18 protein-coding genes are annotated in these 22,622 nt (G+C 59.2%); 7 read left to right on the top strand and 11 right to left on the bottom strand.

Annotated features, from left to right (window positions below; all coding sequences use genetic code 11):
- Nucleotides 1-189: 189 nt before the first annotated feature.
- Both dnaK and dnaJ read left to right on the top strand, forming a co-directional pair.
- Nucleotides 190-2,091, top strand: a complete 1,902-nt coding sequence (gene dnaK / locus QD336_RS07095; protein WP_499169990.1) for a molecular chaperone DnaK — start codon at nt 190-192, stop codon at nt 2,089-2,091.
- A gap of 90 nt (nt 2,092-2,181) precedes the next feature.
- Nucleotides 2,182-3,318: a molecular chaperone DnaJ gene (gene dnaJ, locus QD336_RS07100; RefSeq protein WP_003507223.1), complete on the top strand. Its 1,137-nt coding sequence runs from the start codon at nt 2,182-2,184 to the stop codon at nt 3,316-3,318.
- 67 nt (nt 3,319-3,385) lie between these two features.
- Here dnaJ and QD336_RS07105 read toward each other — a convergent pair whose 3' ends face one another.
- The 10 genes from QD336_RS07105 to polA form a co-directional block, all read right to left on the bottom strand.
- The gene (locus QD336_RS07105; protein ID WP_269341456.1) at nt 3,386-3,937 is read right to left on the bottom strand and encodes a DUF924 family protein; all 552 of its coding nucleotides are present in this window, start codon (nt 3,935-3,937) and stop codon (nt 3,386-3,388) included.
- 11 nt (nt 3,938-3,948) lie between these two features.
- A complete protein-coding gene (locus QD336_RS07110) occupies nt 3,949-4,161 on the bottom strand; it encodes a SlyX family protein (RefSeq protein WP_269341455.1) in 213 nt (70 codons plus the stop codon).
- 149 nt (nt 4,162-4,310) lie between these two features.
- Nucleotides 4,311-5,816 (bottom strand): tripartite tricarboxylate transporter permease, encoded by a 1,506-nt coding sequence (locus QD336_RS07115; RefSeq protein ID WP_269341454.1) that lies wholly within the window; start codon nt 5,814-5,816, stop codon nt 4,311-4,313.
- 9 nt (nt 5,817-5,825) lie between these two features.
- The gene (locus QD336_RS07120) at nt 5,826-6,287 is read right to left on the bottom strand and encodes a tripartite tricarboxylate transporter TctB family protein (protein WP_269341453.1); all 462 of its coding nucleotides are present in this window, start codon (nt 6,285-6,287) and stop codon (nt 5,826-5,828) included.
- Between the two features lie 99 nt (nt 6,288-6,386).
- Entirely contained in the window at nt 6,387-7,370 is a 984-nt protein-coding gene (locus QD336_RS07125) for a tripartite tricarboxylate transporter substrate-binding protein (RefSeq protein WP_269341452.1), read from the bottom strand.
- 198 nt (nt 7,371-7,568) lie between these two features.
- The gene (locus QD336_RS07130) at nt 7,569-8,915 is read right to left on the bottom strand and encodes a sigma-54-dependent transcriptional regulator (protein ID WP_269341451.1); all 1,347 of its coding nucleotides are present in this window, start codon (nt 8,913-8,915) and stop codon (nt 7,569-7,571) included.
- The gene (locus QD336_RS07135) at nt 8,912-10,714 is read right to left on the bottom strand and encodes a sensor histidine kinase (RefSeq protein ID WP_499170034.1); all 1,803 of its coding nucleotides are present in this window, start codon (nt 10,712-10,714) and stop codon (nt 8,912-8,914) included. Before QD336_RS07135 ends, QD336_RS07130 begins: the two co-directional genes overlap by 4 nt.
- 186 nt (nt 10,715-10,900) lie before the next feature.
- A complete protein-coding gene (gene rpmF / locus QD336_RS07140) occupies nt 10,901-11,086 on the bottom strand; it encodes a 50S ribosomal protein L32 (RefSeq protein WP_003507205.1) in 186 nt (61 codons plus the stop codon).
- Between the two features lie 192 nt (nt 11,087-11,278).
- Nucleotides 11,279-11,998, bottom strand: a complete 720-nt coding sequence (locus QD336_RS07145; protein ID WP_499169992.1) for a DUF1868 domain-containing protein — start codon at nt 11,996-11,998, stop codon at nt 11,279-11,281.
- 75 nt (nt 11,999-12,073) lie between these two features.
- On the bottom strand, nt 12,074-15,070 hold the full coding sequence (gene polA, locus QD336_RS07150) for a DNA polymerase I (protein WP_499169993.1): 2,997 nt from the start codon (nt 15,068-15,070) through the stop codon (nt 12,074-12,076).
- Nucleotides 15,071-15,486: 416 nt separating this feature from the next.
- Here polA and QD336_RS07155 point away from each other — a divergent pair, with 416 nt between their 5' ends.
- Entirely contained in the window at nt 15,487-15,921 is a 435-nt protein-coding gene (locus tag QD336_RS07155) for a MarR family winged helix-turn-helix transcriptional regulator (protein ID WP_499169994.1), read from the top strand.
- Between the two features lie 227 nt (nt 15,922-16,148).
- On the top strand, nt 16,149-17,540 hold the full coding sequence (locus QD336_RS07160) for a dipeptidase (protein WP_499169995.1): 1,392 nt from the start codon (nt 16,149-16,151) through the stop codon (nt 17,538-17,540).
- A gap of 405 nt (nt 17,541-17,945) precedes the next feature.
- Here the strand turns inward: QD336_RS07160 and QD336_RS07165 are convergent, their stop codons facing one another.
- A complete protein-coding gene (locus QD336_RS07165) occupies nt 17,946-18,155 on the bottom strand; it encodes a cold-shock protein (RefSeq protein ID WP_003492998.1) in 210 nt (69 codons plus the stop codon).
- A gap of 468 nt (nt 18,156-18,623) precedes the next feature.
- Between QD336_RS07165 and QD336_RS07170 the strand changes: the two genes are divergently transcribed.
- From QD336_RS07170 to QD336_RS07180, 3 genes are all read left to right on the top strand, one after another.
- On the top strand, nt 18,624-19,082 hold the full coding sequence (locus tag QD336_RS07170; protein WP_269341447.1) for a YbaK/EbsC family protein: 459 nt from the start codon (nt 18,624-18,626) through the stop codon (nt 19,080-19,082).
- Nucleotides 19,083-19,228: 146 nt separating this feature from the next.
- Nucleotides 19,229-21,529 carry a transglycosylase domain-containing protein gene (locus QD336_RS07175; protein WP_499169996.1) on the top strand — a complete coding sequence of 767 codons (2,301 nt, stop codon included), beginning with the start codon at nt 19,229-19,231 and terminating at the stop codon, nt 21,527-21,529.
- A 290-nt stretch (nt 21,530-21,819) separates the two neighbouring features.
- A complete protein-coding gene (locus tag QD336_RS07180; RefSeq protein WP_499169997.1) occupies nt 21,820-22,545 on the top strand; it encodes a sugar transferase in 726 nt (241 codons plus the stop codon).
- Nucleotides 22,546-22,622 lie beyond the last annotated feature (77 nt).

Consider the following 22,622-nt stretch of genomic DNA (forward strand, 5'->3'; position numbering starts at 1 on the left):
ATGCTTCTGCACAGACAGGGGTTTCTTGCGCTTTTTTGGTGCGCTTCCCCCTCTCTTGCGCCTTGCAGCAGGAAAAATCGCTCCTTATATACGCCGCAGAACTGCAGCGAATGTTGCAAATCCAAGTCAAGGAGCTGCCACAAGAATGCCTCACGGGGTTCCGGCAGCTCGCTTCAAGGAGAGAAGAGCATGGCAAAAGTAATCGGTATCGACCTTGGCACGACCAATTCCTGCGTCGCAGTGATGGACGGCAAGGACACGAAAGTCATTGAAAACGCAGAAGGCGCGCGTACCACGCCGTCCATGGTGGCATTTTCCGACGATGGCGAACGCCTTGTCGGCCAGCCGGCCAAGCGCCAGGCGGTCACCAACCCGACCAACACCCTGTTTGCGGTGAAGCGCCTCATCGGCCGTCGTTATGAAGACCCGACCGTCGAAAAGGACAAGGCCCTCGTTCCCTTCGAAATCGTCAAGGGTGACAATGGCGACGCCTGGGTGAAGGCACAGGACAAGAATTATTCCCCTTCGCAGATTTCCGCGATGATCCTTCAGAAGATGAAGGAAACGGCTGAATCCTATCTCGGCGAAAAGGTCGAGAAGGCCGTCATCACCGTTCCGGCCTACTTCAACGACGCGCAGCGCCAGGCAACCAAGGATGCTGGCCGCATCGCCGGTCTTGATGTTCTGCGTATCATCAACGAGCCGACTGCAGCAGCACTGGCTTACGGCCTCGACAAGAAGGACGGCAAGACCATCGCCGTTTACGACCTTGGCGGCGGTACCTTCGATATTTCCGTTCTGGAAATCGGCGACGGCGTCTTCGAAGTGAAGTCCACCAATGGCGATACCTTCCTTGGCGGTGAAGACTTCGACATGCGTCTGGTCGAATATCTGGCCGGCGAGTTCAAAAAGGATCAGGGCATCGACCTGAAGAACGACAAGCTCGCCCTGCAGCGCCTCAAGGAAGCTGCCGAAAAGGCAAAGATCGAGCTTTCGTCCTCGCAGCAGACCGAAATCAACCTGCCGTTCATCACGGCGGACGCTTCCGGTCCGAAGCACCTGACGCTGAAGCTGACCCGTGCCAAGTTCGAAAGCCTGGTCGATGACCTCGTGCAGCGCACTGTCGCGCCGTGCAAGGCAGCGCTCAAGGATGCTGGCGTTTCCGCTTCCGAGATCGATGAAGTCGTTCTCGTTGGTGGCATGAGCCGCATGCCGAAGGTTCAGGAAGTCGTCAAGCAGCTGTTCGGCAAGGAGCCGCATAAGGGCGTAAACCCGGATGAAGTGGTTGCCATGGGCGCCGCCATCCAGGCAGGCGTTCTGCAGGGCGACGTCAAGGACGTTCTGCTGCTCGACGTGACCCCGCTGTCGCTCGGCATCGAAACGCTGGGTGGCGTCTTCACCCGTCTGATCGATCGCAACACGACGATCCCGACGAAGAAGAGCCAGACCTTCTCGACCGCCGAAGACAACCAGTCGGCCGTGACCATCCGCGTCTCGCAGGGTGAGCGCGAAATGGCTCAGGACAACAAGCTGCTCGGCCAGTTTGACCTCGTCGGCCTGCCGCCGTCGCCGCGTGGCGTTCCGCAGATCGAAGTGACCTTCGATATCGACGCCAACGGCATCGTGCAGGTTTCGGCCAAGGACAAGGGCACCGGCAAGGAACAGCAGATCCGCATCCAGGCCTCCGGTGGTCTCTCCGACGCCGACATCGAAAAGATGGTCAAGGACGCCGAAGCCAATGCCGAGGCCGACAAGAAGCGCCGCGCCGGTGTCGAAGCCAAGAACCAGGCCGAAAGCCTCATTCACTCCACCGAGAAGTCGGTGAAGGAATATGGTGACAAGGTTTCCGAAACCGACCGCAAGGCGATCGAAGACGCCATTGCCAGCCTGAAGACCGCTGTCGAAGCCGCTGAGCCTGACGCAGACGACATTCAGGCCAAGACCCAGACCCTCATGGAAGTCTCCATGAAGCTCGGTCAGGCCATCTACGAAGCGCAGCAGGCCGAGGCCGGCGATGCTTCTGAAGGCGGCAAGGATGACGTCGTCGATGCCGACTATGAAGAAATCAAGGACGACAAGAAGTCCGCATAATCGCGCGGCTTCCCGACTCCTCACACCATATGCAAGACATCCGGCTGCCGACGTGCAGCCGGAAATCCATTTGCGGGGCTTGTTAACTTAATGGCGAAAGCAGACTTTTACGAAACACTCGGCGTCAGCAAAACCGCGGACGAAAAAGAGCTGAAAAGCGCCTTCCGCAAACTCGCGATGAAATACCATCCGGACAAGAACCCGGATAACGCCGAATCCGAGCAGAAATTCAAGGAAATCAACGAAGCCTACGAAACGCTGAAGGACCCGCAGAAGCGCGCGGCCTATGACCGTTTCGGCCATGCGGCCTTTGAAAATGGCGGCATGGGCGGCGGTGGCGGCTTTGGTGGCGGCGGTTTCGCCAATGGCGGTTTCTCCGATATTTTCGAAGACATCTTCGGCGAGATGATGGGCGGCGGCCGTGCGCGCCGGTCTTCCGGTGGTCGCGAACGCGGCGCCGATCTTCGCTACAACATGGAAATCACGCTGGAAGAGGCTTTCACCGGCAAGACGGCGCAGATCAGGGTTCCGACCTCGATCACCTGCGATGTCTGCTCCGGTTCGGGCGCCAAACCCGGCACGCAGCCCAAGACCTGCGCCACCTGTCAGGGTTCCGGCCGCGTGCGCGCGGCACAGGGTTTCTTCTCGGTGGAACGCACCTGCCCCACCTGCCACGGCCGCGGACAGACGATCTCCGACCCCTGCGGCAAGTGCCACGGCCAGGGCCGCGTGACCGAAGAGCGTTCGCTTTCCGTCAACATTCCCTCGGGCATCGAAGACGGCACCCGCATTCGCCTGCAGGGCGAAGGTGAGGCCGGCATGCGTGGCGGGCCGGCGGGCGATCTCTATATCTTCCTGTCCGTGCGTCCGCATGAGTTCTTCCAGCGCGACGGTGCCGATCTTTATTGCACCGTGCCGATCTCGATGACCACGGCAGCACTTGGCGGCACTTTCGATGTCACGACGCTCGATGGCACGAAATCGCGCGTCACGGTTCCGGAAGGTACCCAGCCGGGCAAGCAGTTCCGTCTGAAGGGCAAGGGCATGCCGGTGCTGCGTTCGGCGCAGACAGGCGACCTCTACATCCAGATCCAGATCGAAACGCCACAGAAGCTCAGCAAGCGCCAGCGCGAGCTGTTGCAGGAGTTCGAGCAGCTTTCCTCCAAGGAGAACAACCCGGAATCGACGGGCTTCTTTGCCCGGATGAAGGAATTCTTCGACGGCTGATTTCCACCGGTCTTAAAAATCAGAAACGCCGCCATCCTTCGGGATTGGCGGCGTTTTTGTTTCGGGTTCAGCCTGAAAAGCCGCCCTCTTCCAGATATTGCCGTTCCTCAGGCGTCGTTTCCCGCAGCAATATGTCGTTGCGATGGGGAAAACGGCCGAAACGCTCGACAATATCGCGATGCTCTTCGGCGTGGTGGAGATACAGCCCGCCCAGCGGCCTGTTGAGATCGCAGGCGCGCCGCTGGGCCACGATGTCCTCCGCATGGGAAAAGGGTAAATAGAAGAAAACCCGCAGATCCTCGCTCACGGCCTGATCATGACCACGGCGGATGGCCTCGTCGGCGAAAAGTCGCGCCAGCGGATCGGTGGCATACATATGGGCGGTGCCACGAAAGCAGTTGCGCGGGAACTGATCCAGAAGAAGCATTAGCGCGAGGCTGCTTTCCGCCCCCACCAGCCAGCCGTCCAGCTCGCGCCTGGCCGCAGCAAAATGAGCCTCCCGAAAACGGTCGTGGAAATGGCTGTCGAAGGCGGCGTCCTTGTCGAACCACTTGTCAGGTCCGGCCTCTTTCCAGAAATCGACAATATCGGCGGCAAGCGCGGCTCTATCGTTCTTCATGGGGCTCTTTCTCAATAATGCGGTGGTCGGGTGATGGCGGGCGCTTCGAGCGATTGTTCCTCGAGACTGAGGAACCTTTCCGTCAGCCGGTCGAGCTTGGCCCGGGTCTGCTCCACCACCTTCCACTGTTCCGCCAGCTGGTCGGACAGTTCCTCTATCACCTTCGCCTGATGGGCGATCGTCTCTTCGAGCGCGATGATCCGTTTTTCGGTTTCCGACGTCATATCGACCTCTCTTTCCAGCCCCTTCCTTGGGCCTAAAGGCTCCCGAGTCAACCATATGTCGCTTTCGTGTAGCGAATTCGTCATGGCCGATCCTCAAACGGAAAAAGCCGGCAATGTTTCCATCGCCGGCATCAGAAGTTTGATATTGCTTAGTCTTCTTCTACGAAAACCTCTTCGCGCTTCTTCTTCACGCTTGGCAGGAAAACGACGATCAACACGGCCAAGGCGATGAAAAGCAGGGTGGCGCTGATCGGCCGGGTGACGAAGGTAGTCGGATCGCCACGGGATAGAATCATGGCGCGCCGCAGGTTCTCTTCCAGCAGCGGTCCGAGCACGAAGCCCAGGAGCAGCGGCGCCGGCTCGCAGCGCAGTTTCACCAGCACGTAGCCGATGAAGCCGAAGAAGGCGACGGCATAGAGATCGAAGACATTGGAATTGACGCTGTAGACCCCGATGGCGCAGAAGGCCATGATGATGGGGAAAAGCACATAATAAGGCACCGTCAGCAGCTTCACCCACAGCCCGATCAGGGGCAGGTTCAGGATGACGAGCATCAGATTGCCGATCCACATGGAGGCGATGATGCCCCAGAACAGCGCCGGCTGTTCGGTCGCGACATTCGGACCCGGCACGATACCCTGGATGATCATGGCCCCAATCATCAGCGCCATCACCGGATTGGCGGGAATGCCAAGCGTCAGTAGCGGGATGAAGGAGGTCTGCGCACCGGCATTATTGGCGGATTCCGGACCGGCCACACCGGCAACCGCGCCATGCCCGAATTCCTCCGGGTTCTTGGAGACGCGTTTTTCCACGGTGTAGGATGCAAAGGCCGCGAGGATGGCGCCGCCGCCCGGAAGGATGCCGAGCGCCGAGCCGATGGCGGTGCCGCGCAGCACCGGACCGACCATGCGTCTGAAATCATCCTTGGTCGGCATCAACCCGCTGACCTTGGCAATCAGCACCGAGCGGGTCCGTTCATTCTCGAGGTTGCGCAGGATTTCGGCGATACCGAACACACCCACGGCCACGGCCACGAAATTCAGACCATCGGCATATTCACGGATGCCGAGGGTGAAGCGCGGTGTGCCGCTGTAGATATCCGTGCCGACGAGACCGAGCAACAGCCCCAGCACGACCATGGCCAATGCCTTGACGATGGAGCCATGGGCAAGCGCGATGGACGAGACGAGGCCGACAACCATCAGCGAGAAATATTCCGCCGCACCGAACTCCAGCGCAATCGCCGTCAAGGGCGGTGCGAAGATAGCCACCAGGAAGGTGGAGACCGTGCCGGCAAAGAATGAACCGATGGCGGCGATGGCGAGCGCGGCACCGGCTTTGCCCTTGCGCGCCATCTGATAACCATCGATGGCGGTAACGGCCGACGACGATTCGCCCGGCATGTTGATCAGGATGGCCGTGGTGGAACCGCCATATTGCGCACCATAATAAATGCCGGCGAGCATGATCAGCGACGAGACCGGCTCAAGCTGAAAGGTGATCGGCAACAGCATGGCGATGGTTGCCGTCGCGCCGATACCGGGCAGCACACCGATCAGTGTGCCAAGCAACACGCCGATCAGGCAGAAGAACAGGTTTGCCAAAGACGAGGCAGTGACGAAACCGAGAGCAAGATTATCAAGCAAATCCATCACGGCACCTCAAAATTTAAGCCAGGGGCCGAAGCGCTGGAACGGCAGGCCGAGACCATAATTGAAAACAGCAACGGAAAAGACCGTGATGGCCGCGGAAAGAATGACCGCCATGAACGGGTTCATCCTGTGCGAGGCAAAGGCTGCGATGAGCGCGCTGAAAAAAAGTGCCGGCACGAAGCCGAGACCCCGGACAGTGAGACCGAAGAAAATCGGCGCCGGCAGGATGAAAAATATTCCCCGCCAGGCGATGGCGCCTACGGCCTCGCCCTGCACGCGTGTGGACCGCAGGAATATCACCCCGCCAAGCAGGACCAGAATGACCGCCAGCACGAGCGGAAAATAACCCGGCCCCATCCGGAAGGCGGTTCCGATCTCCAGCCCGTAGGACTGCAAGGCGAAAAATGCGCCAAGCCCGATAAAAATTGCCCCACAGATTGCTTCGGCAGGGTCAACAATAAACGATTTCATGAAAGATGCCCCTCCACTGCGGCCAGTGACAAACCGTTCCGCGCGTTAAAATGATGGCTGGAGACCGGCGGCAGATTGCCGCCGGTCATCCCTTTACCATCAGTCGGCATATTGTCCGGCAGCCTCGATCACCGGCTTCCAGCGGGCGATTTCGCTTTCAAGCTTGGCCTTCAGCGCCGCCGGCGTCGCATCGCTTTCCGACGAGGGCGTCGTGCCGAGTTCAGCAAAACGGGCCGCGACATTCTTGTCCTTCAGCGCGACCTGCAGCGACTTGGAAAGCTTCTCGTTGATTTCGGCAGGCGTGCCCTTGGGCGTATAGATGCCGTGCCAGATGCCCACTTCGAGTTTCGGCAGGCCAGCTTCGACAACCGTCGGAACGTCCGGCAGCACATCAAGCCGCTTGGCCGTGGTCACGGCATAGGCCTTCACGGTTCCGCCCTGGATTTGCTTGGTGGTGTTGGTGGTCTGGTCGCACATGATATCCACCTGGCCGCCGAGCAGATCGGTCATGGCCGGGCCGGTGCCCTTGTAAGGAACAGTGACCAGCGGTGTTTCGATGGCGCTCATGAACAACATGCCGCACAGATGCGAAGCGGCACCGATGCCGGCATTGGCGACGGTGACCTTATCCTTGTTCGCCTTGGCGTATTCGATCAGGCCCTTGAGGTCCTTCGTCTCGAGGTTCTTGCGCGACAGGATGGTCATCGGCACTTCGGTGACGAGACCCACATATTCGAAGGCGTTCAGCGTGTCATAGGCGAGCTTGCGATAGAGCGTGGCACTCGTCGCCATGCCGATATGGTGGAGAAGGACGGTGTAACCGTCCGGATCGGCCGACGCCACGCGACCGGCTCCGAGCGTGCCGCCCGCGCCGCCGACATTTTCAACAATGATCTGCTGGCCGAGATCTTTCGACATGGATTCGGCGACAAGACGCGCGACCGTATCCGTCGGACCGCCGGCGGCAAAGGGCACGACCATGGTGATGTTGCGCTCGGGATAATTCTGAGCGGATGCGGACAGCGCAAAAAGGGAAACGGCAGCGGCGGCGGCAAGGCCGGTAACTGTCTTCAGTATTTTCATCGATTCCTCCCGGATGAAAATGATCGCCACTTCAGCCGCGCATGCTCCTCCATGGCGGCCGGGGTGACGATATTTGCGATCCGCGATTGCCGTTCAGCAACGGCGGTCTTGCCGCAACATCCACTTTTATCGCCCTCATCGCGGACAATGGGTGGATTTCGACCCATAGGGCCTCTTTCATGGGTGGAAATCCACCCATCAGACTTCGGTCATGTGCCGATGCAGCCCGTATTTCTGCATTTTCTCATAAAGCGTTTTGCGTGAAATGCCGAGACTTTCATAGACGGATTTCAGATTTCCGCCATGCACAGCAATGGCATGTGCTATCAGGCTTTTTTCATAAGCGGCAACCCGCGGCGCCAGCGTCGAGGTGCCGTCATCATGAAGCGCCAGCGACACCTCGGACACATCACTTTCCAGACCGAGCACGAAACGATCCGCGGCATTGCGCAATTCCCGCACGTTGCCCGGCCATTCCCTGAGCGAAACGGCGGAAAGCAGATGCTGCGGCACCTCCATGTCTTCCCGCCCGTAACGGGCGGCGGCTTCCCGCACCAGATGCAGGAAGAGCAGCGGTATGTCCGCACTGCGCTGCGAAAGCGACGGCACAAGAAGCGTCGCTACATTCAGGCGATAAAGCAGATCGGCGCGGAACCGGCCGGCGGCGACCTCCTGTTCGAGATCGACCTTGCTGGTGGCGATGAAGCGGACATCGAGCTCGACCGTCTCATTGGAGCCGAGGCGGGTAATCACTCGCTCCTGCAACACACGCAGGAACCGGCCCTGCAATTCGAACGGCATGGAGCCGATCTCATCCAGCAGGATGGTGCCGCCGCGGGCATGCTCGAACTTGCCATAGCGCGGTCTTAGCGCACCGGGAAAAGCTCCGGCCTCATGGCCAAACAATTCGCTTTCGATCAGCGTCTGGGGAAGAGCGGCGCAATTGATCGCGACGAAAGGCCGGTTGGCTCTGGCGCTGATATCATGCAGCGCCCGCGCCACCACCTCCTTGCCCGCGCCGGTATCACCAACGATCAGCGTATCGGCGTCCGTCGCGCCGATGGCGCGGATGCGATACCGCAGATCGACCATGACCTGGGTTCTGCCGGGCAGGCGCGTTTCAAGATCGTCATGCTTGCCGGCCACCGCCTTCAGGCGGCGATTTTCCAGCACCAGCGCCCGTCGGTCGTTTGCTCTTTTGATGATGCCGGCGAGATATTGCGGGGTGAATGGCTTCTCGATGAAGTCATAAGCGCCGTTGCGCATGGCGTTGACGGCAAGCTGCACATCGCCATGGCCCGTCATCAGGATGACGGGTATTTCCGGGTCGAGTTCCCGCACCTTTTGCAGCAGCGTCATGCCATCCATGCCGGGCATGCGAATATCGCTGACCACGACACCATCAAAGCTGTAACCGATGAGCTCCAACGCGTGTTCGGCGCTCGCCAGCATCGTGACGGCGAAACCGGAAAGCTCCAGCGCCTGCGCGGTGGAAAAGCGCAGTTCCTCCTCATCATCGATCAACAGAACCCGCGACATGGTCATTCCGCAGCCGCCTCCACACGCCAGGCGGCGGCTGGCAATTCGATCTCGAACTCCGCTCCGCCATCCTCATGGTTTCTCACCCGCAGCTGGCCGCCAAAATCCTTGATGATGTTATAGGAGATGGAAAGGCCGAGACCAAGGCCGCGGCCCACACCCTTGGTGGTGAAGAAGGGGTCGAAGATGCGTTCGCAAATTGCCGCAGGCACGCCCGGGCCCCGGTCACGAATGAAAATCGATACCATCTGGCCACGCTGCACGGCCTGCAGCGCAATGCGGCGATCTTCACGCCCTTCCACGGCATCGGCGGCATTGGAGATGATATTGACGAGCACCTGCTGCAACCGCACCGGCCCGGCCTTCACCGCAAGCGGCACCGGGCCAAGATCGACATCCAGCATTGCATCGGCGGCCTTCAGCCGCGGACCGACGATTTCGAGCGTATCGCGAAGGACGGTTTCCAGACCCACCGCTGCCGTTTTCTCGTTGGGCTTGCGGGCGAAGTTCCTGAGATGTTTGCTGATCGACGCCATGCGATCGATCAGGCCCGAAATGCGCCTGAGGTTTTCCGTCACCTCTTCCTGTCGTCCCCGCTCCAGAAGAAGCGAGGCGTTTTCGGCATAGTTCTTGGCGGCGGCGAGGGGCTGATTGAACTCATGCGACAGCGCCGCCGACATCTGCCCAAGCGCCGCGAGCTTGCCTGCCTGCACCAGATCGTTCTGCATCTTGCGCAGCTGCTTTTCGGTCTGGCGGCGTTCGGCGATTTCGTGCTCGATTTCCTGATTGACCCGTGCCAGATCGGCCGTGCGCTCCTCCACGCGGCGCTCCAGTTCCGCCTGCGCCTCCGCCTGGTGGGTCAGGCGTTCGCGCAGACGCCGCCGTCTTTGCAGCATGGCGGCAATCAGCGCCGCAGCGAGGCACAGGCAGAGGATGATCGCAATCATCGCCGTCTTGACTTGCGTGCGGAGCGAGCCCGTATCCATCAGCACGCTGACGGTCCAGCCCGCATCCGGCATCGGCTGCGACAGGACCATATATTCCCTGTCACCATCATTCTGGGCGATCGTCATCAGCTGGTGCGAGCCGAAATTGCCATTTTTAAGCGGCAGTTCCGTGAGGATCGCATTGGCGTAGCGACGGGAGGCTTCGGTGCGCGCCAGCCTCTCCGGTGTCAGCGGCATCAGGCCGGAATAAAGCCATTGCGGCGTGCCTGTCATGAAGATGATGCCTTCCGGGTCCGAAACCAGAATGCGGTTTTCGCCGTCCCCGAAGGACGCCTCTATGCCTTCAATATCCACCTTGAAGACGATGACGCCCTTGATCTCTTCATTAAAGAGAATCGGCGCGGAGAAATAATAACCGCGCTTGTGGGAGGTGGTGCCGAGCGCAAAAAAGCGGGACTTGAAGCCCTTGGCGGCATCCTGAAAATAGGGCCGGTAACTGAAATTCTCACCGACAAAGCTCGTCGGCCCATCGTAATTGCTGGCCGCGATGGTCTCTCCATCCAGCGTGATGATGTAGATATCGGAAGATTCCAGCAGGGTGTTGATGGATTTGAGATAGACATTGGCGCGCTGGCGCAGGGCTTCATCCTTGGGATGCGCGACCAGTTCCTCGATGTCGTCGTGATCGGCAATCAGCGCAGGAAGTGGCTCATAGCGGCTCAGGAGCCCGCCCAACGCCGAGACGGCGAGCCGTAGCGTCGTGCGACCCTGATCGGACATTTCGCCGAAATAGCTTTCCGCAATGATGCCGCCACCTCGCGTCACGGCGCCATAACCGAGACCGAGGCCGAGAAGCATCAACAAAATCCAGCGATATTTCACCGAAGCTCCTCTCCCACTTCAGGCTCCAGCCTGTTCTCCCGGACAGAGTGTAAAAGGAGTGATCTTATTTTCCAAGTGAGCGGCTTTGGACCGGCGCCACGTTCAGAAAACAAAAAACCGGCCACAAGGACCGGTTTTTTGCAAAGATGATTTCAGAAAAGCTTATGCGCTTTCCTTCGGCGTCAGAACCTGACGGCCGCGATACATACCGGTCTTCAGATCGATATGGTGCGGACGGCGCAGTTCGCCGGAGTTCTTGTCTTCAACGTAGGTTGCAGACTTGAGACCGTCAGCCGAGCGGCGCATACCGCGCTTGGACGGGCTTGTTTTTCTTTTTGGTACAGCCATTTTTGTTACTCCACTTAAGCGGCGAAACAACGGAACCGGCCAGAACCAAAGGCCGAATGTCGGATGTCTCGATATCGGAAATTTGGCGCGCTTATACATGCCCAAACGGGCTTTGACCAGCCCTGATGCGCATTTTTTCCGATTCAGCGGAATCGGTATGCAGAACCGCAGCGGGTCGCCGCAAATCACACCTCACCTCTTATCGAAAACGACAAGTTCCTTGAAGTGGTTCATATCCTTGAATTCACAGAAAGCCGGCGGGCGCATCTCTATGAAGGGCGACGCGGCGCGCAGCTTTTCCAGTTCCTCATCGAGCATCGCCTGCCAGCGCGGCAAGCAGTCGGGCTCGAACCAGCGGACAATGTAGGACAGGGTGATATGGAACTCATAGCTATCATGATCAGGATGGCGATAGCCGAAGAAATCGGCGAATGTGTCCCGCCAGAGAGCCACGATGCGATCGTCCTCGGCGGTCGCTCCTTTCATGACCAGCCCCACCGGGCGCAAACCCGTGACCTGCATGTTGAACCCCGGCAGGGTCGGGAACGCGGAAAGACGGTCGCGATAATAATCAGTCATCGCGTCAATCGGCGTATCGAGCGGCATGTTTTCCGGCCAATGGGGCAGAGCGCGCCGAAACTCAATGATACCTTGAAACACTGTCATGTGCAGACTGGAAATCGGCGTGAAGGCAAGCTGAGGGGCCTCCGGCATATCCAGAAAACGCTGACGCGTCGCGACGATCGCCTTTTCAGTCTGCGATCCCTCGACAAGATGGCAGACGACCGTATTGCCGGGTTCTGGCAGGAACTCGCCATCCGCATTGAAGCGGCTGCCCAGATGGCGCGGCGGCCGATCGTGGTTGGCGGCGGAGATATACTCAAGGTCTTTCGAAACGAGCGGGGCGTGCATGGGAAACTCCTTGTGAGACGTTTCCCCTAGTCTCCACGCACGACAAGGCAATGACATCGACCGCTCTAAGGCCGCTCAATGTGCCTCGTCCCAATTGTCGGCCGCACGGGCATCCACTTTCAGCGGGACCTTCATGGAAATGGCCGGCATGGCCGCGTTTTCCATCACCGAGACGACGACGGGCAGGGTCTTTTCGATTTCCGCTTCCTCGACTTCGAAGATGAGTTCGTCGTGCACTTGCAAAAGCATACGGGCGGAGAGCTTTTCCGCCTCCAGCGCCGGTTCGATACGGATCATGGCGCGGCGGATGATATCTGCAGCCGAGCCCTGGATCGGCGCATTAATGGCTGCGCGTTCGTTGAAGGCTTTCACCGACGGGTTGGAAGAGCGGATTTCCGGATAATGCGCACGGCGGCCGAAAATCGTTTCGACATAGCCGTTTTCGCGCGCGAACGCCTTGGTCGCTTCCATGTAATCGCGAATGCCGGGAAAACGCTCGAAGTATTTCTTGATATAGTCCCCCGCCTCCGAGCGGGCGATGCTGAGCTGGTTGGCGAGGCCAAAAGCGGAAATACCGTAAATGATACCGAAGTTGATGGCCTTGGCACGGCGGCGCACTTCCGAGGGCATGCCTTCCACCGGCACGCCGAACATTTCCGATGCGGTCATCGCATGAATGTCGATGCCATTTTCGAAAGCGTTTCTAAGCTGCGGGATATCGGCAACATGGGCAAGTACACGCAGTTCGATCTGGCTGTAGTCTGCCGACAGAAGCTTGTGTCCGGGCGTGGTGATGAAGGCCGTGCGAATCTTGCGGCCTTCGGCCGTGCGGACCGGGATGTTCTGAAGGTTCGGCTCCGATGAGGACAAACGCCCCGTGGTGGTGGAGGCGAGCGCGTAAGAGGTGTGCACCCGCTTCGTTTCGGGATGGATATAACCGGGCAGCGCATCCGTATAGGTGGATTTCAGCTTGGTCAGCTGCCGCCAGTCGACGATCTTGCGCGGCAGTTCCACACCTTCCGCTGCGAGATCCTCCAGCACCTGCGCCGATGTCGACCATTGGCCGGTCTTGGTCTTGGAACCGCCGGCCAAGCCCATCTTGCCGAACAGGATATCGCCGAGCTGCTTCGGCGAGCCGATGTTGAAACGCTCGCCCGCCAGCTCGTAGATTTCCTCTTCGAAGCTCGCGGCCTTCTGGGCGAGTTCGCCCGAAAGGCGCGACAGAATCTGCCGGTCCACGGTGATGCCACGCTCCTCCATATGCGCCAGTACCGGCACGAGAGGACGTTCCAGTCGTTCATAGACCTTGGTCAGCCGTTCCGAGACGAGCCGGGGCTTAAGCGCCATCCAGAGCCGCAGGGTGACATCCGCATCTTCCGCCGCGTAAGCGGTCGCCCTGTCAATATCGACAAAATCGAAGGTGACGCTCGACTTGCCCGATCCCGCCACGTCCTTATAGGCAATGGGCGTGTGGCCGAGCCAGCGTTCGGACAGGGAATCCATGCCATGTGTGGCCTTGCCGGCCTCAAGCACATAGGAAATCAGCATCGTGTCGTCGAAGCTCTGCATGACGACGCCCTGGCGTTTCATCAGCAGGTAATCGTATTTGAGGTTTTGCGCGACCTTGAGGACAGCTTCGTCCTCAAGCAGGTCCTTCAGACGCACCAGCGCTTCGGCAAAGGGCACCTGCCCTTCGGCAAGCTTGATGCCGTCGCTGAACAGATCGCCGCCGGAGCCGGTCTTGTGGGTCAAGGGAACATAGGCGGCGCGGATATCCGTCCCCGAGGCATCCTTGCCATTATCGGCAATGGCCAGCGAAAAACCGACAAGTTCGGCCTGCATCGGGTCGAGCGAAGTCGTTTCCGTATCGAAGGCGACGACACCCGTTTCCCGGGCGGCGGCAATCCAGCGATCCAGCGTCGCGAGATCCCTGATCGTCGTGTAGGTGGTGGTATCGATCTTGGCGGCAGCAAAAAGCGCCTGTCGGGCCGTGGCGAGATCGGCGGGCGCGCTGCCTTCACCCACCATCTTTCTTGCGGGAGCGGCGGCCGAAGCCGGCGTATTGTTTGCCTCCGGAGACACGTCACCAGCCGCAGCGGCGGCGGGCGCTTCGAGATCGGGGCCATGGGCATCGACGCCCCATTGCACCGGCACGGTGGCGGCGTCGACGGCCGAGGCATCCGTTTCCGTCGCTTCGGCAACACGGCGGGTCAGCGTCGTGAACTCCATCGCCTTCAGGAAGGCAATGAGCTTCGGGCCATTCTGCGGTTCCAGCACCAGTTCTTCGAGAGTCTGTTCCAGCGGCACATCGGTTCTGAGCGCTACCAGCTGTCTGGAAATACGGGCAAGATCAGCATTGGCGATGATGTTTTCCCGACGTTTCTGCTGCTTGATTTCCCCTGCCCGCGCCAGAAGCGTATCGAGATCGCCATATTCCTCCAGCAATTGCGCCGCCGTTTTCGGGCCTATGCCGGGAATGCCGGGGACGTTGTCGGTGGAATCGCCGGTCATAGCCTGCAGGTCGATCATCTTTTCAGGGCCGACGCCCCATTTTTCGATGACGTCGGGAATGCCGATCTGCTTGTCCTTCATGGCATCGTACATATGCACATTGGTCGTGACGAGCTGCATCAGATCCTTGTCGGACGAGATGATGGTGACATCGGCGCCGATCGCCTCGGCCTGCCGGGCATAAGTGGCGATGATATCGTCCGCCTCGAAACCTTCCGTCTCGATGCAGGGAAGATTGAAGGCGCGCGTCGCTTCGCGGATCAGGCCGAATTGCGGCACCAGATCCTCCGGCGGCGCCGAACGATTGGCCTTGTAGAGATCGTAAAGCTCGTTGCGGAAGGTTTTTGACGAATAGTCGAAAATCACCGCGAAATGGGTCGGCGTGACGCCGACATCGGTATTGCGCGCATCTTTCAGGAGCTTCCACAACATGTTGCAGAAGCCGGAGACGGCGTTGACCGGCAGCCCGTCCGACTTGCGGTTCAGCGGCGGGATGGCATGGAAGGCCCGGAAAATGAAACCGGACCCGTCAACGAGGAAAAGATGATCGCCTTTTTTCATGGGTAGCATGGATAGCGCGGGGCTGTTTTGACGTCCACCGAAACTTCGCACAACACACCGTAAAGCGTGGGGAATGCGGCTGATCGCGAGACCCGTAAAATTCACCTGAACGTTACCGATTTGTAATCCGCCCTTCCCTTGAAAAGCCGCATTTGCAGACACATTTCTTAGGGGACGGCGCCTGATCACGCCGTAGTCTGATAGCTGGCTCGTCCCCCGCCGCGTCAGACCGGACAAAGGCCTTTCCCCCTCTCCGGGCCTTTGTCCTCCAATATGACCGCCATGGCCGTCCCCTCCCGGCCATGGCGGTTTTATTTTGCGCCTCGTTTCGCGCTGGCCTAAACATATCATGCGATATATATCGCACTATCGACATTGCCGGTCCGCACCGGCCACGCTGCTTTACGGACGGAAGAATGGGTTTTTCCCGGGACGAATCGGCAATCTATCTTGCCGCGAAAATGGCGCGGGAATTCACCATGGCGCTGCAAAAGAGAGCCGCCGCGCTGGGTTTCTCCCCGGGACAATTTCCCATCCTTATCGAGCTTTGGCACGAGGAAGGCCTGACGCAACGGCAATTGCTTGATCGAATAGACATCGAGCAGGCAACGCTCGCCAATACGCTTTCACGCATGGAACGGGACGGGCTGATTATCCGCAAATCCCATCCGAGCGACCGCCGCGCCCAGATCATCGAACTGACCCAGCGCGGCAGGGATCTGGAAGCGAATGCCATTGCCGCTTCCGAAGCTACCGAAGACACATTGCTTACGGATTTCCGGCGTTTTGAGCGGCAACTCCTGCTGGAATATATGCGCCGGGCGATCGAAAGCGCCAAAAAAGCGAAATAACAGCTACAACCCGGAACCTCTTTCGTACCGGAGCGCTGAAACTCCAAGTTTTGTTTCTACGCATTTTCGGATGGAAAAGCGCTTCGCAGTTTTCGTGAACTGCTCTATCGTTCCCGCGGCCACGCGCTTGCCGATTCACGGCAAGCCCGCCCCTTGTTTCCCGCGATGTGCGATGCCCGGATATTTCGTCTTTTCGCCGGGTCACGACAGACATGACAGGATCAGCGATGACAGACGTTTCCCCTATTCTTTCCAACGCCGACGACAATCTGACCTCCAGCCTCGAGCGGCTGTTCGAACTCGTGCGCATTCCGTCGATTTCCACGGACCCGGCCTATAAGGCAGAATGCCGCAAGGCGGCGGAGTGGCTGGTGAGGACGCTTTCCGCGCTCGGTTTTACGGCTTCCGTCCGCGATACGGCCGGTCACCCGATGGTGGTTGCGCATCACGATGCGGCCACCAAGGATGCACCGCATGTGCTTTTTTACGGCCATTATGACGTTCAGCCGGTCGATCCGCTCGATCTGTGGGAAAATGATCCCTTCGAGCCGGCCATCAAGGATGTCGGTGCCGGCCGGAAAGTGATTACCGGGCGCGGCACGGCTGATGACAAGGGCCAGCTGATGACCTTCGTGGAGGCCTGCCGCGCTTACAAGGCGGTCAATGGCGGCCTGCCGGTGCGCGTCACCATTCTTTTCGAAGGCGAAGAGGAATCCGGCTCACCCTCGCTGAAGCCATTCCTCGATGCCAATGCGGCAGAACTGAAGGCCGATTACGCGCTGGTCTGCGATACCGGCATGTGGGATCGGGATACACCCGCCATCGCCGCTGCCCTTCGCGGCCTGGTTGGCGAAGAGATCGTCATCACCGCAGCCGACCGCGACCTCCATTCCGGCCTTTTTGGTGGCGCCGCCGCAAACCCGATCCACATCCTCACCGATATCCTTGCGGGACTGCATGACGAAACCGGCCGTGTGACGCTTTCCGGCTTTTATAACGGCGTGGAGGAAACCCCCGCCAATATAAAGGCCTCCTGGGAAACGCTCGGGCGCACGGCGGAAACCTTCCTCGGCGAGGTCGGGCTTTCCGTTCCCTCGGGTGAAAAGGGCCGCTCCGTACTGGAGCAAACCTGGGCGCGGCCGACGGCGGAAGTCAACGGCATTATCGGCGGTTACACGGGCGACGGTTTCAAGACCGTGATCGCCGCAAAAGCCTCCGCCAAGGTTTCCTTCCGCCTCGTTGGCGAGCAGGACCCGGCAGCCATTCGCGAGAGCTTCCGGGCCTATGTACGCTCGAAAATTCCGGCCGATTGCTCGGTGGAATTTCACGAGCATGGCGGCTCGCCGGCCATTCAGCTGTCGTACGACTCGCCCGTGCTGACCAAAGCCAAAAACGCACTTTCGGAAGAATGGCCGAAACCCGCCGTCGTTATCGGCATGGGCGGTTCGATCCCCATCGTTGGCGATTTCCAGAAGATGCTGGGCATGGATTCGCTGCTGGTCGGCTTCGGCCTGACCGATGACCGTATTCATTCGCCGAACGAGAAATACGACCTGCAATCCTTCCACAAGGGCATCCGCTCCTGGGTCCGCATTCTCGATGCGCTTGCGGCGAAATAATCGAAAAGAAGGAGGCGCCGGAACCGTCGCCTCCTTCTTTTAACCGCCCAAAAACAAAAAGGCCGGGCAAGCCCGACCTTTCCATCCGTTTTCCGTCAATGCCAGTACATCCGTGGTCAAAGCGTTCAAACGGTCTGATGCTCCAGAGCGCGTCAATAGGGTTAACGCTGCTTTCCGGCTCAGGATCGGCTGCTTTGGTTAATCTTTGGTTAACACAACAGCAGCGGCGCTCTTGTAAAGCGCCATTCCCGGCAGTTCCGGTCCGGAGCACTGTTGAACCCTATATTGGTGTGCGGTCCGGCTTTTTCAAGAGCGGCCATTTCAGCACCACCCCGCAAAAGAAAAAGGCCGGAAAAATCCGGCCTTTCCATTCATGCGAATGACCCTTTCGGGCCAAAGCGCTTATCAGGCAGCAACGAGGTTGCCTGCGGACATCTTGCCCGAGCGGCGGTCCTGCATCAGCTCGTAGGAGAGCTTCTGGCCGTCGTTGAGGGCGGTAAGGCCCGCACGCTCAACAGCGGAGATGTGCACGAATACGTCCTGCGAACCGTCGTCCGGCTGAATGAAGCCGTAGCCCTTGGTTGCGTTGAACCACTTTACTGTACCAGTCGCCATAACGATTTCCTTCCGTTGGCAATTGTATTTGCACTGCGAACAGTGCGGACTTGGGTCGAATTTGAAGGAAAAGATCGTCGTGAGCGTCTGGAAAGACGCCGAAGCTCTGGTCGTCAAACAAATATCGATGGCGAAGTACGTAGGTTGGAAGGGGCTCAAAGTCAAGTTTCTTTGAACAGCGCGGTCTTTGAGGGGAGATGGATAAGGAGGCAACCGGATAGCCAAAACGCAAAAACCCGGCGCGGGAGGAGGTGCGCCGGGTTCTTGAAACTGACTGACAATTGGGAGGAGGAGTATTGTCAGTCCAATCGGGCGACGCTGGGAGGAGGAGTGCGTCGCTTCGATGATTTGAAGATACAGGATCATCGCTTAAAAAACAGACGTTTCATCGCAGCGCAGCATTGCGAAAAACGCATAGCTACTTCAGGGCGACTTGAAGCTCTTCCGCACAACGCCTAATAAATACGCATGTCTATCGAATCCGTCAGAGCCTTTTTCACCGAGAAGTCACCCGAAGTGACCGTGATTGAAACGCAAGCGAGTTCGGCGACGGTCGCACTGGCCGCCGAGGCGCATGGCGTCGATCCCGACCAGATTGCCAAAACCATCTGCCTGAAGGCCGGCGACACCATTCTTCTCGTCGTTGCCGCTGGCACCAGACGCCTCGACAACCGCAAATTCCGCGATCATTTTGGCGTAAAGCCGCGCATGCTCGGACCGGAAGAAGTAGTCGCGGTGACCAGCCATCCCATCGGCGGCGTGTGTCCTTTCGGCCTTCCTTCGGCTCTGCCTGTATTTTGCGACATATCGCTGAAAAACTATCACGAAGTGGTTCCGGCAGCCGGGGCCACCAATGCAGCGGTGAAGATTTCACCGGATATGATGGTCGAATTGACGGGGGCGGAATGGGTCGATGTCTGCCAATGACGCCGATTTGATCCGGCCAGGACTTAACCCCGCCTTAAATCGCCGCATTTACACTCTTCATCCTGGATTAAGGATCGCGCAGGCATAGAGGCCTGAAACCCGAACGGGGTAGGCGCGGTTTCGCGAATAGGAGCGACTTCGGCTGGATGGCAGGCAAAGGTAAATCACGCGAACGGGTAGAACCTTCTTTCGGGGATTTCCACGAGTCCGGCGATGATCTGCGCCTTGATGCCAGCGAGCGCATCAGCGGAACGACAAAACAGCCAACGAAAAAACCAAAACAGGCATCCGGCCGCAGCAAAGCCCAGAAGAAAGAAAAACGCAGCCGCCATTCCGGCCGTGGCGCGACGGGTTTCATCCGCTCCCTCGTTTACTGGTGCATCGTGCTCGGTATCTGGGGCGGCATCGGCGTTGCAGGCCTTGTTCTTTATTATGGCGCGCGCATGCCGAGCGCCAGCAGCTGGTCCATTCCCGAACGGCCGCCGAATGTGAAGATCGTTTCGGTCAATGGCAGCGTGCTTGCCAATCGCGGCACCACCGGCGGCGAGGCGCTCGCGCTGGAAGACATGTCGCCCTATATTCCGCAAGCGGTGATGGCGATCGAGGACCGGCGGTTTTATTYACATTTCGGGGTCGATCCGCTCGGCTTGGCGCGCGCCATCGTGACCAATGTGCTGACGGGACGAACCGTACAGGGCGGCTCGACGCTGACGCAGCAGCTGGCGAAAAACCTGTTTCTCTCGCCGGATCGCACGCTGGAACGCAAGGTTCAGGAAGTGCTGCTGTCTTTCTGGCTCGAACACAAATTCACCAAGGACCAGATTCTCGCGATGTATCTCAATCGCGTCTATTTCGGCTCCAACGCCTATGGCGTCGAGGCGGCCTCGCGGCGCTACTTCAACAAATCCGCGCGCGACGTCAATCTGGGCGAGGCGGCGACGCTTGCCGGGCTTCTCAAGGCCCCCTCGCGCCTTTCCCCGGCACGCGACCCGCAGGCAGCGGAAGAGCGGGCGCAGGTGGTGCTGCAATCCATGCGCGATGTCGGCTTCATCACCGATGACGAGATCAAGACCGCGATGTCGCAGCCGCCGGCAAAGGCGAAACGTTTCTGGTCCGGCGCCGAACATTACGCCGCCGATATGGTTCTGGATGAGGTCCGCGGCCTGGTTGGCGACGTCAAGCAGGATATCGTCGTCGATACGACCATCGACCCCAATCTCGAGCGAGACGCCGAAAAGGCGCTGACCCATGTGCTGCAGGGCGACGGCAAGAAGCAGGGCGCTTCGCAGGCCGCACTCGTTTCCATCGACGGCACCGGTGCGATCCGGGCCGTGGTGGGCGGGGCGGATTATGCCGAAAGCCAGTTCAACCGCGCCGTGAAGGCAAAACGGCAACCCGGCTCGGCCTTCAAGCCCTTCGTTTACGTAGCCGCACTCGAATCGGGGCTCACCCCCTATACGATCCGCAATGACGGGCCGGTTCGCATCGGCAACTGGACACCCGAAAACTACGAGAAGAAATATCGCGGCGAAGTGACGCTCGCCACCGCGCTCGCCAATTCGCTGAACACGATCGCGGCACAGCTGGTGATGGAAGTGGGTCCTGACCGGGTAACCCAGGTGGCACATCGCATGGGTATTGAATCCGAGTTGCAGAACAACGCCTCCATCGCGCTCGGCACCTCGGAAGTGTCGCTGATGGAGCTGACCGCCTCCTACGCCCCCTTCATGAATGGCGGCTACAAGGCGACGCCGCATATCGTCAAACGCATCACCGATGCGGATGGCAAGGTGCTTTACGAAAACAAATACGACAACCCGCCGCGCGTGCTGAGCGAAGAGATCGCCGCGACCATGAACAGCATGCTGTCGCGCGTCATCACCGAAGGCACCGGCAAGGCTGCGCGCCTGCAGGGCTGGCAGGCAGCCGGAAAATCCGGCACGACGCAGTCCTTCCGCGATGCGCTTTTTGTCGGTTACACAAGCAACCTGACCACGGGCGTCTGGTTCGGCAATGATGACGGCACCTCGATGAAAAAGGTCACCGGCGGCGGACTTCCGGCAAAGGCCTGGAAAGATTTCATGACCGCCGCCCACTCCGGCCTCTCGCCCTCGCCGCTCTTCGGGCTAGGCGCGGGCGGCGTGCCGCCACTCGGGGAAATGCAACAACCGGCGCCTGAAAATGCGCCTTCCTCCATCGGCGATATCATCTCCAATGCGCTCGGTGGCGGGACGACGGATACCCGCGCCTATCCCGAAGCCCCCGTTTCGCCGAACCCGAATCAGCCGGGCGCGCCCATGCCGCCGGCAAATATCCCCTCCCGCGATATCGAACCCGGCTATTCCGCCGGCAACGGCCCCGTGCCGCCCGCCGATATTGGCGGTCAGGCATCCGCGCCTTCCGGGCCGAAGCAGACGACCCTGCTCGACATTCTGATGGGAAATTGATCGCCTGAGAACGGCCGGCAGACGCTGATTTCAGGGTAAAGTGCGATATCGCCATCCCCTCGCCAACAATCCCATTTTGCAGCTTTCGCTTCCATCGGCGATGTCATAGCCGCAGCCACGGGCGGAAAAGGCGCGTTCCCTGCAATATATGCGTGCAGCCGCATTAACCGTAGATTGCCATTTGCGCAAAGACGACTACATTTCGGGTGACTTTTTAGGGTAAATGAATTATTAATCGTTCATATAAATTAATTTTCTTGTTTCAAAATAACTTTTCAGGGTTCCATATTATGCTGGGTACTAAAGGCTCATCGCATGCCGTTTTTTACGGCGCTCCCTATACTGCCGTCCCGTTTGAAACGGCGGAAATACAATCTCCCATCTCTGACAGGAAACCATCTGCTTTTCTGCGCAGCCAGTTTGCGCTCAAAAGAACCCTCGACATTACAGGGGCGTCCATCGCCCTTGTCGCACTTGCCCCCGTTCTGGCGACCGTCGCATTACTGGTGAAGCTCGACAGCAAGGGTCCGGTCCTGTTCTCGCAGGTCCGCTGGGGCATGAATGGACGAAAAATCCGCGTCTATAAATTTCGCTCGATGCGGGCGGAACTGGGTGATGCCACCGGGGTCGCGCAAACGGTGAAGAATGATCCGCGAATCACCCGTATTGGCGCCATTCTCCGCCGCACGAATATCGATGAACTGCCGCAGCTGATCAATGTACTGAAGGGCGACATGTCGTTGGTGGGCCCTCGCTGCCACGCCATCGGCATGCTGGCCGCCGGCCGCCTTTATGAGGAGCTGGTTCCCCACTATCACATGCGGCACCGGATGCGGCCCGGCATTACCGGCCTTGCCCAGATGCGGGGACTACGCGGCCCGACGGATCGCAGCGACAAGGCCCGCGCCCGAATCGTCTCCGATCTCTATTATGTCGATAATTTTTCGGTCTGGCTGGATATCAAGATCATGGTCGGAACGGTGATTTCGGAATTGCGCGGCGGCAAGGGCTTCTGATTCCTCAAAAGCGGGGCCCGCACCCTCGATCACTTCTTGGTAAAAATAAAAGCCCGGCAGCGATGCCGGGCTTTTAT

It is taken from the genome of Rhizobium sp. BR 250 (assembly GCF_047445855.1).
In the GTDB taxonomy this organism is placed as follows: Bacteria; Pseudomonadota; Alphaproteobacteria; order Rhizobiales; family Rhizobiaceae; genus Agrobacterium; species Agrobacterium tumefaciens_I.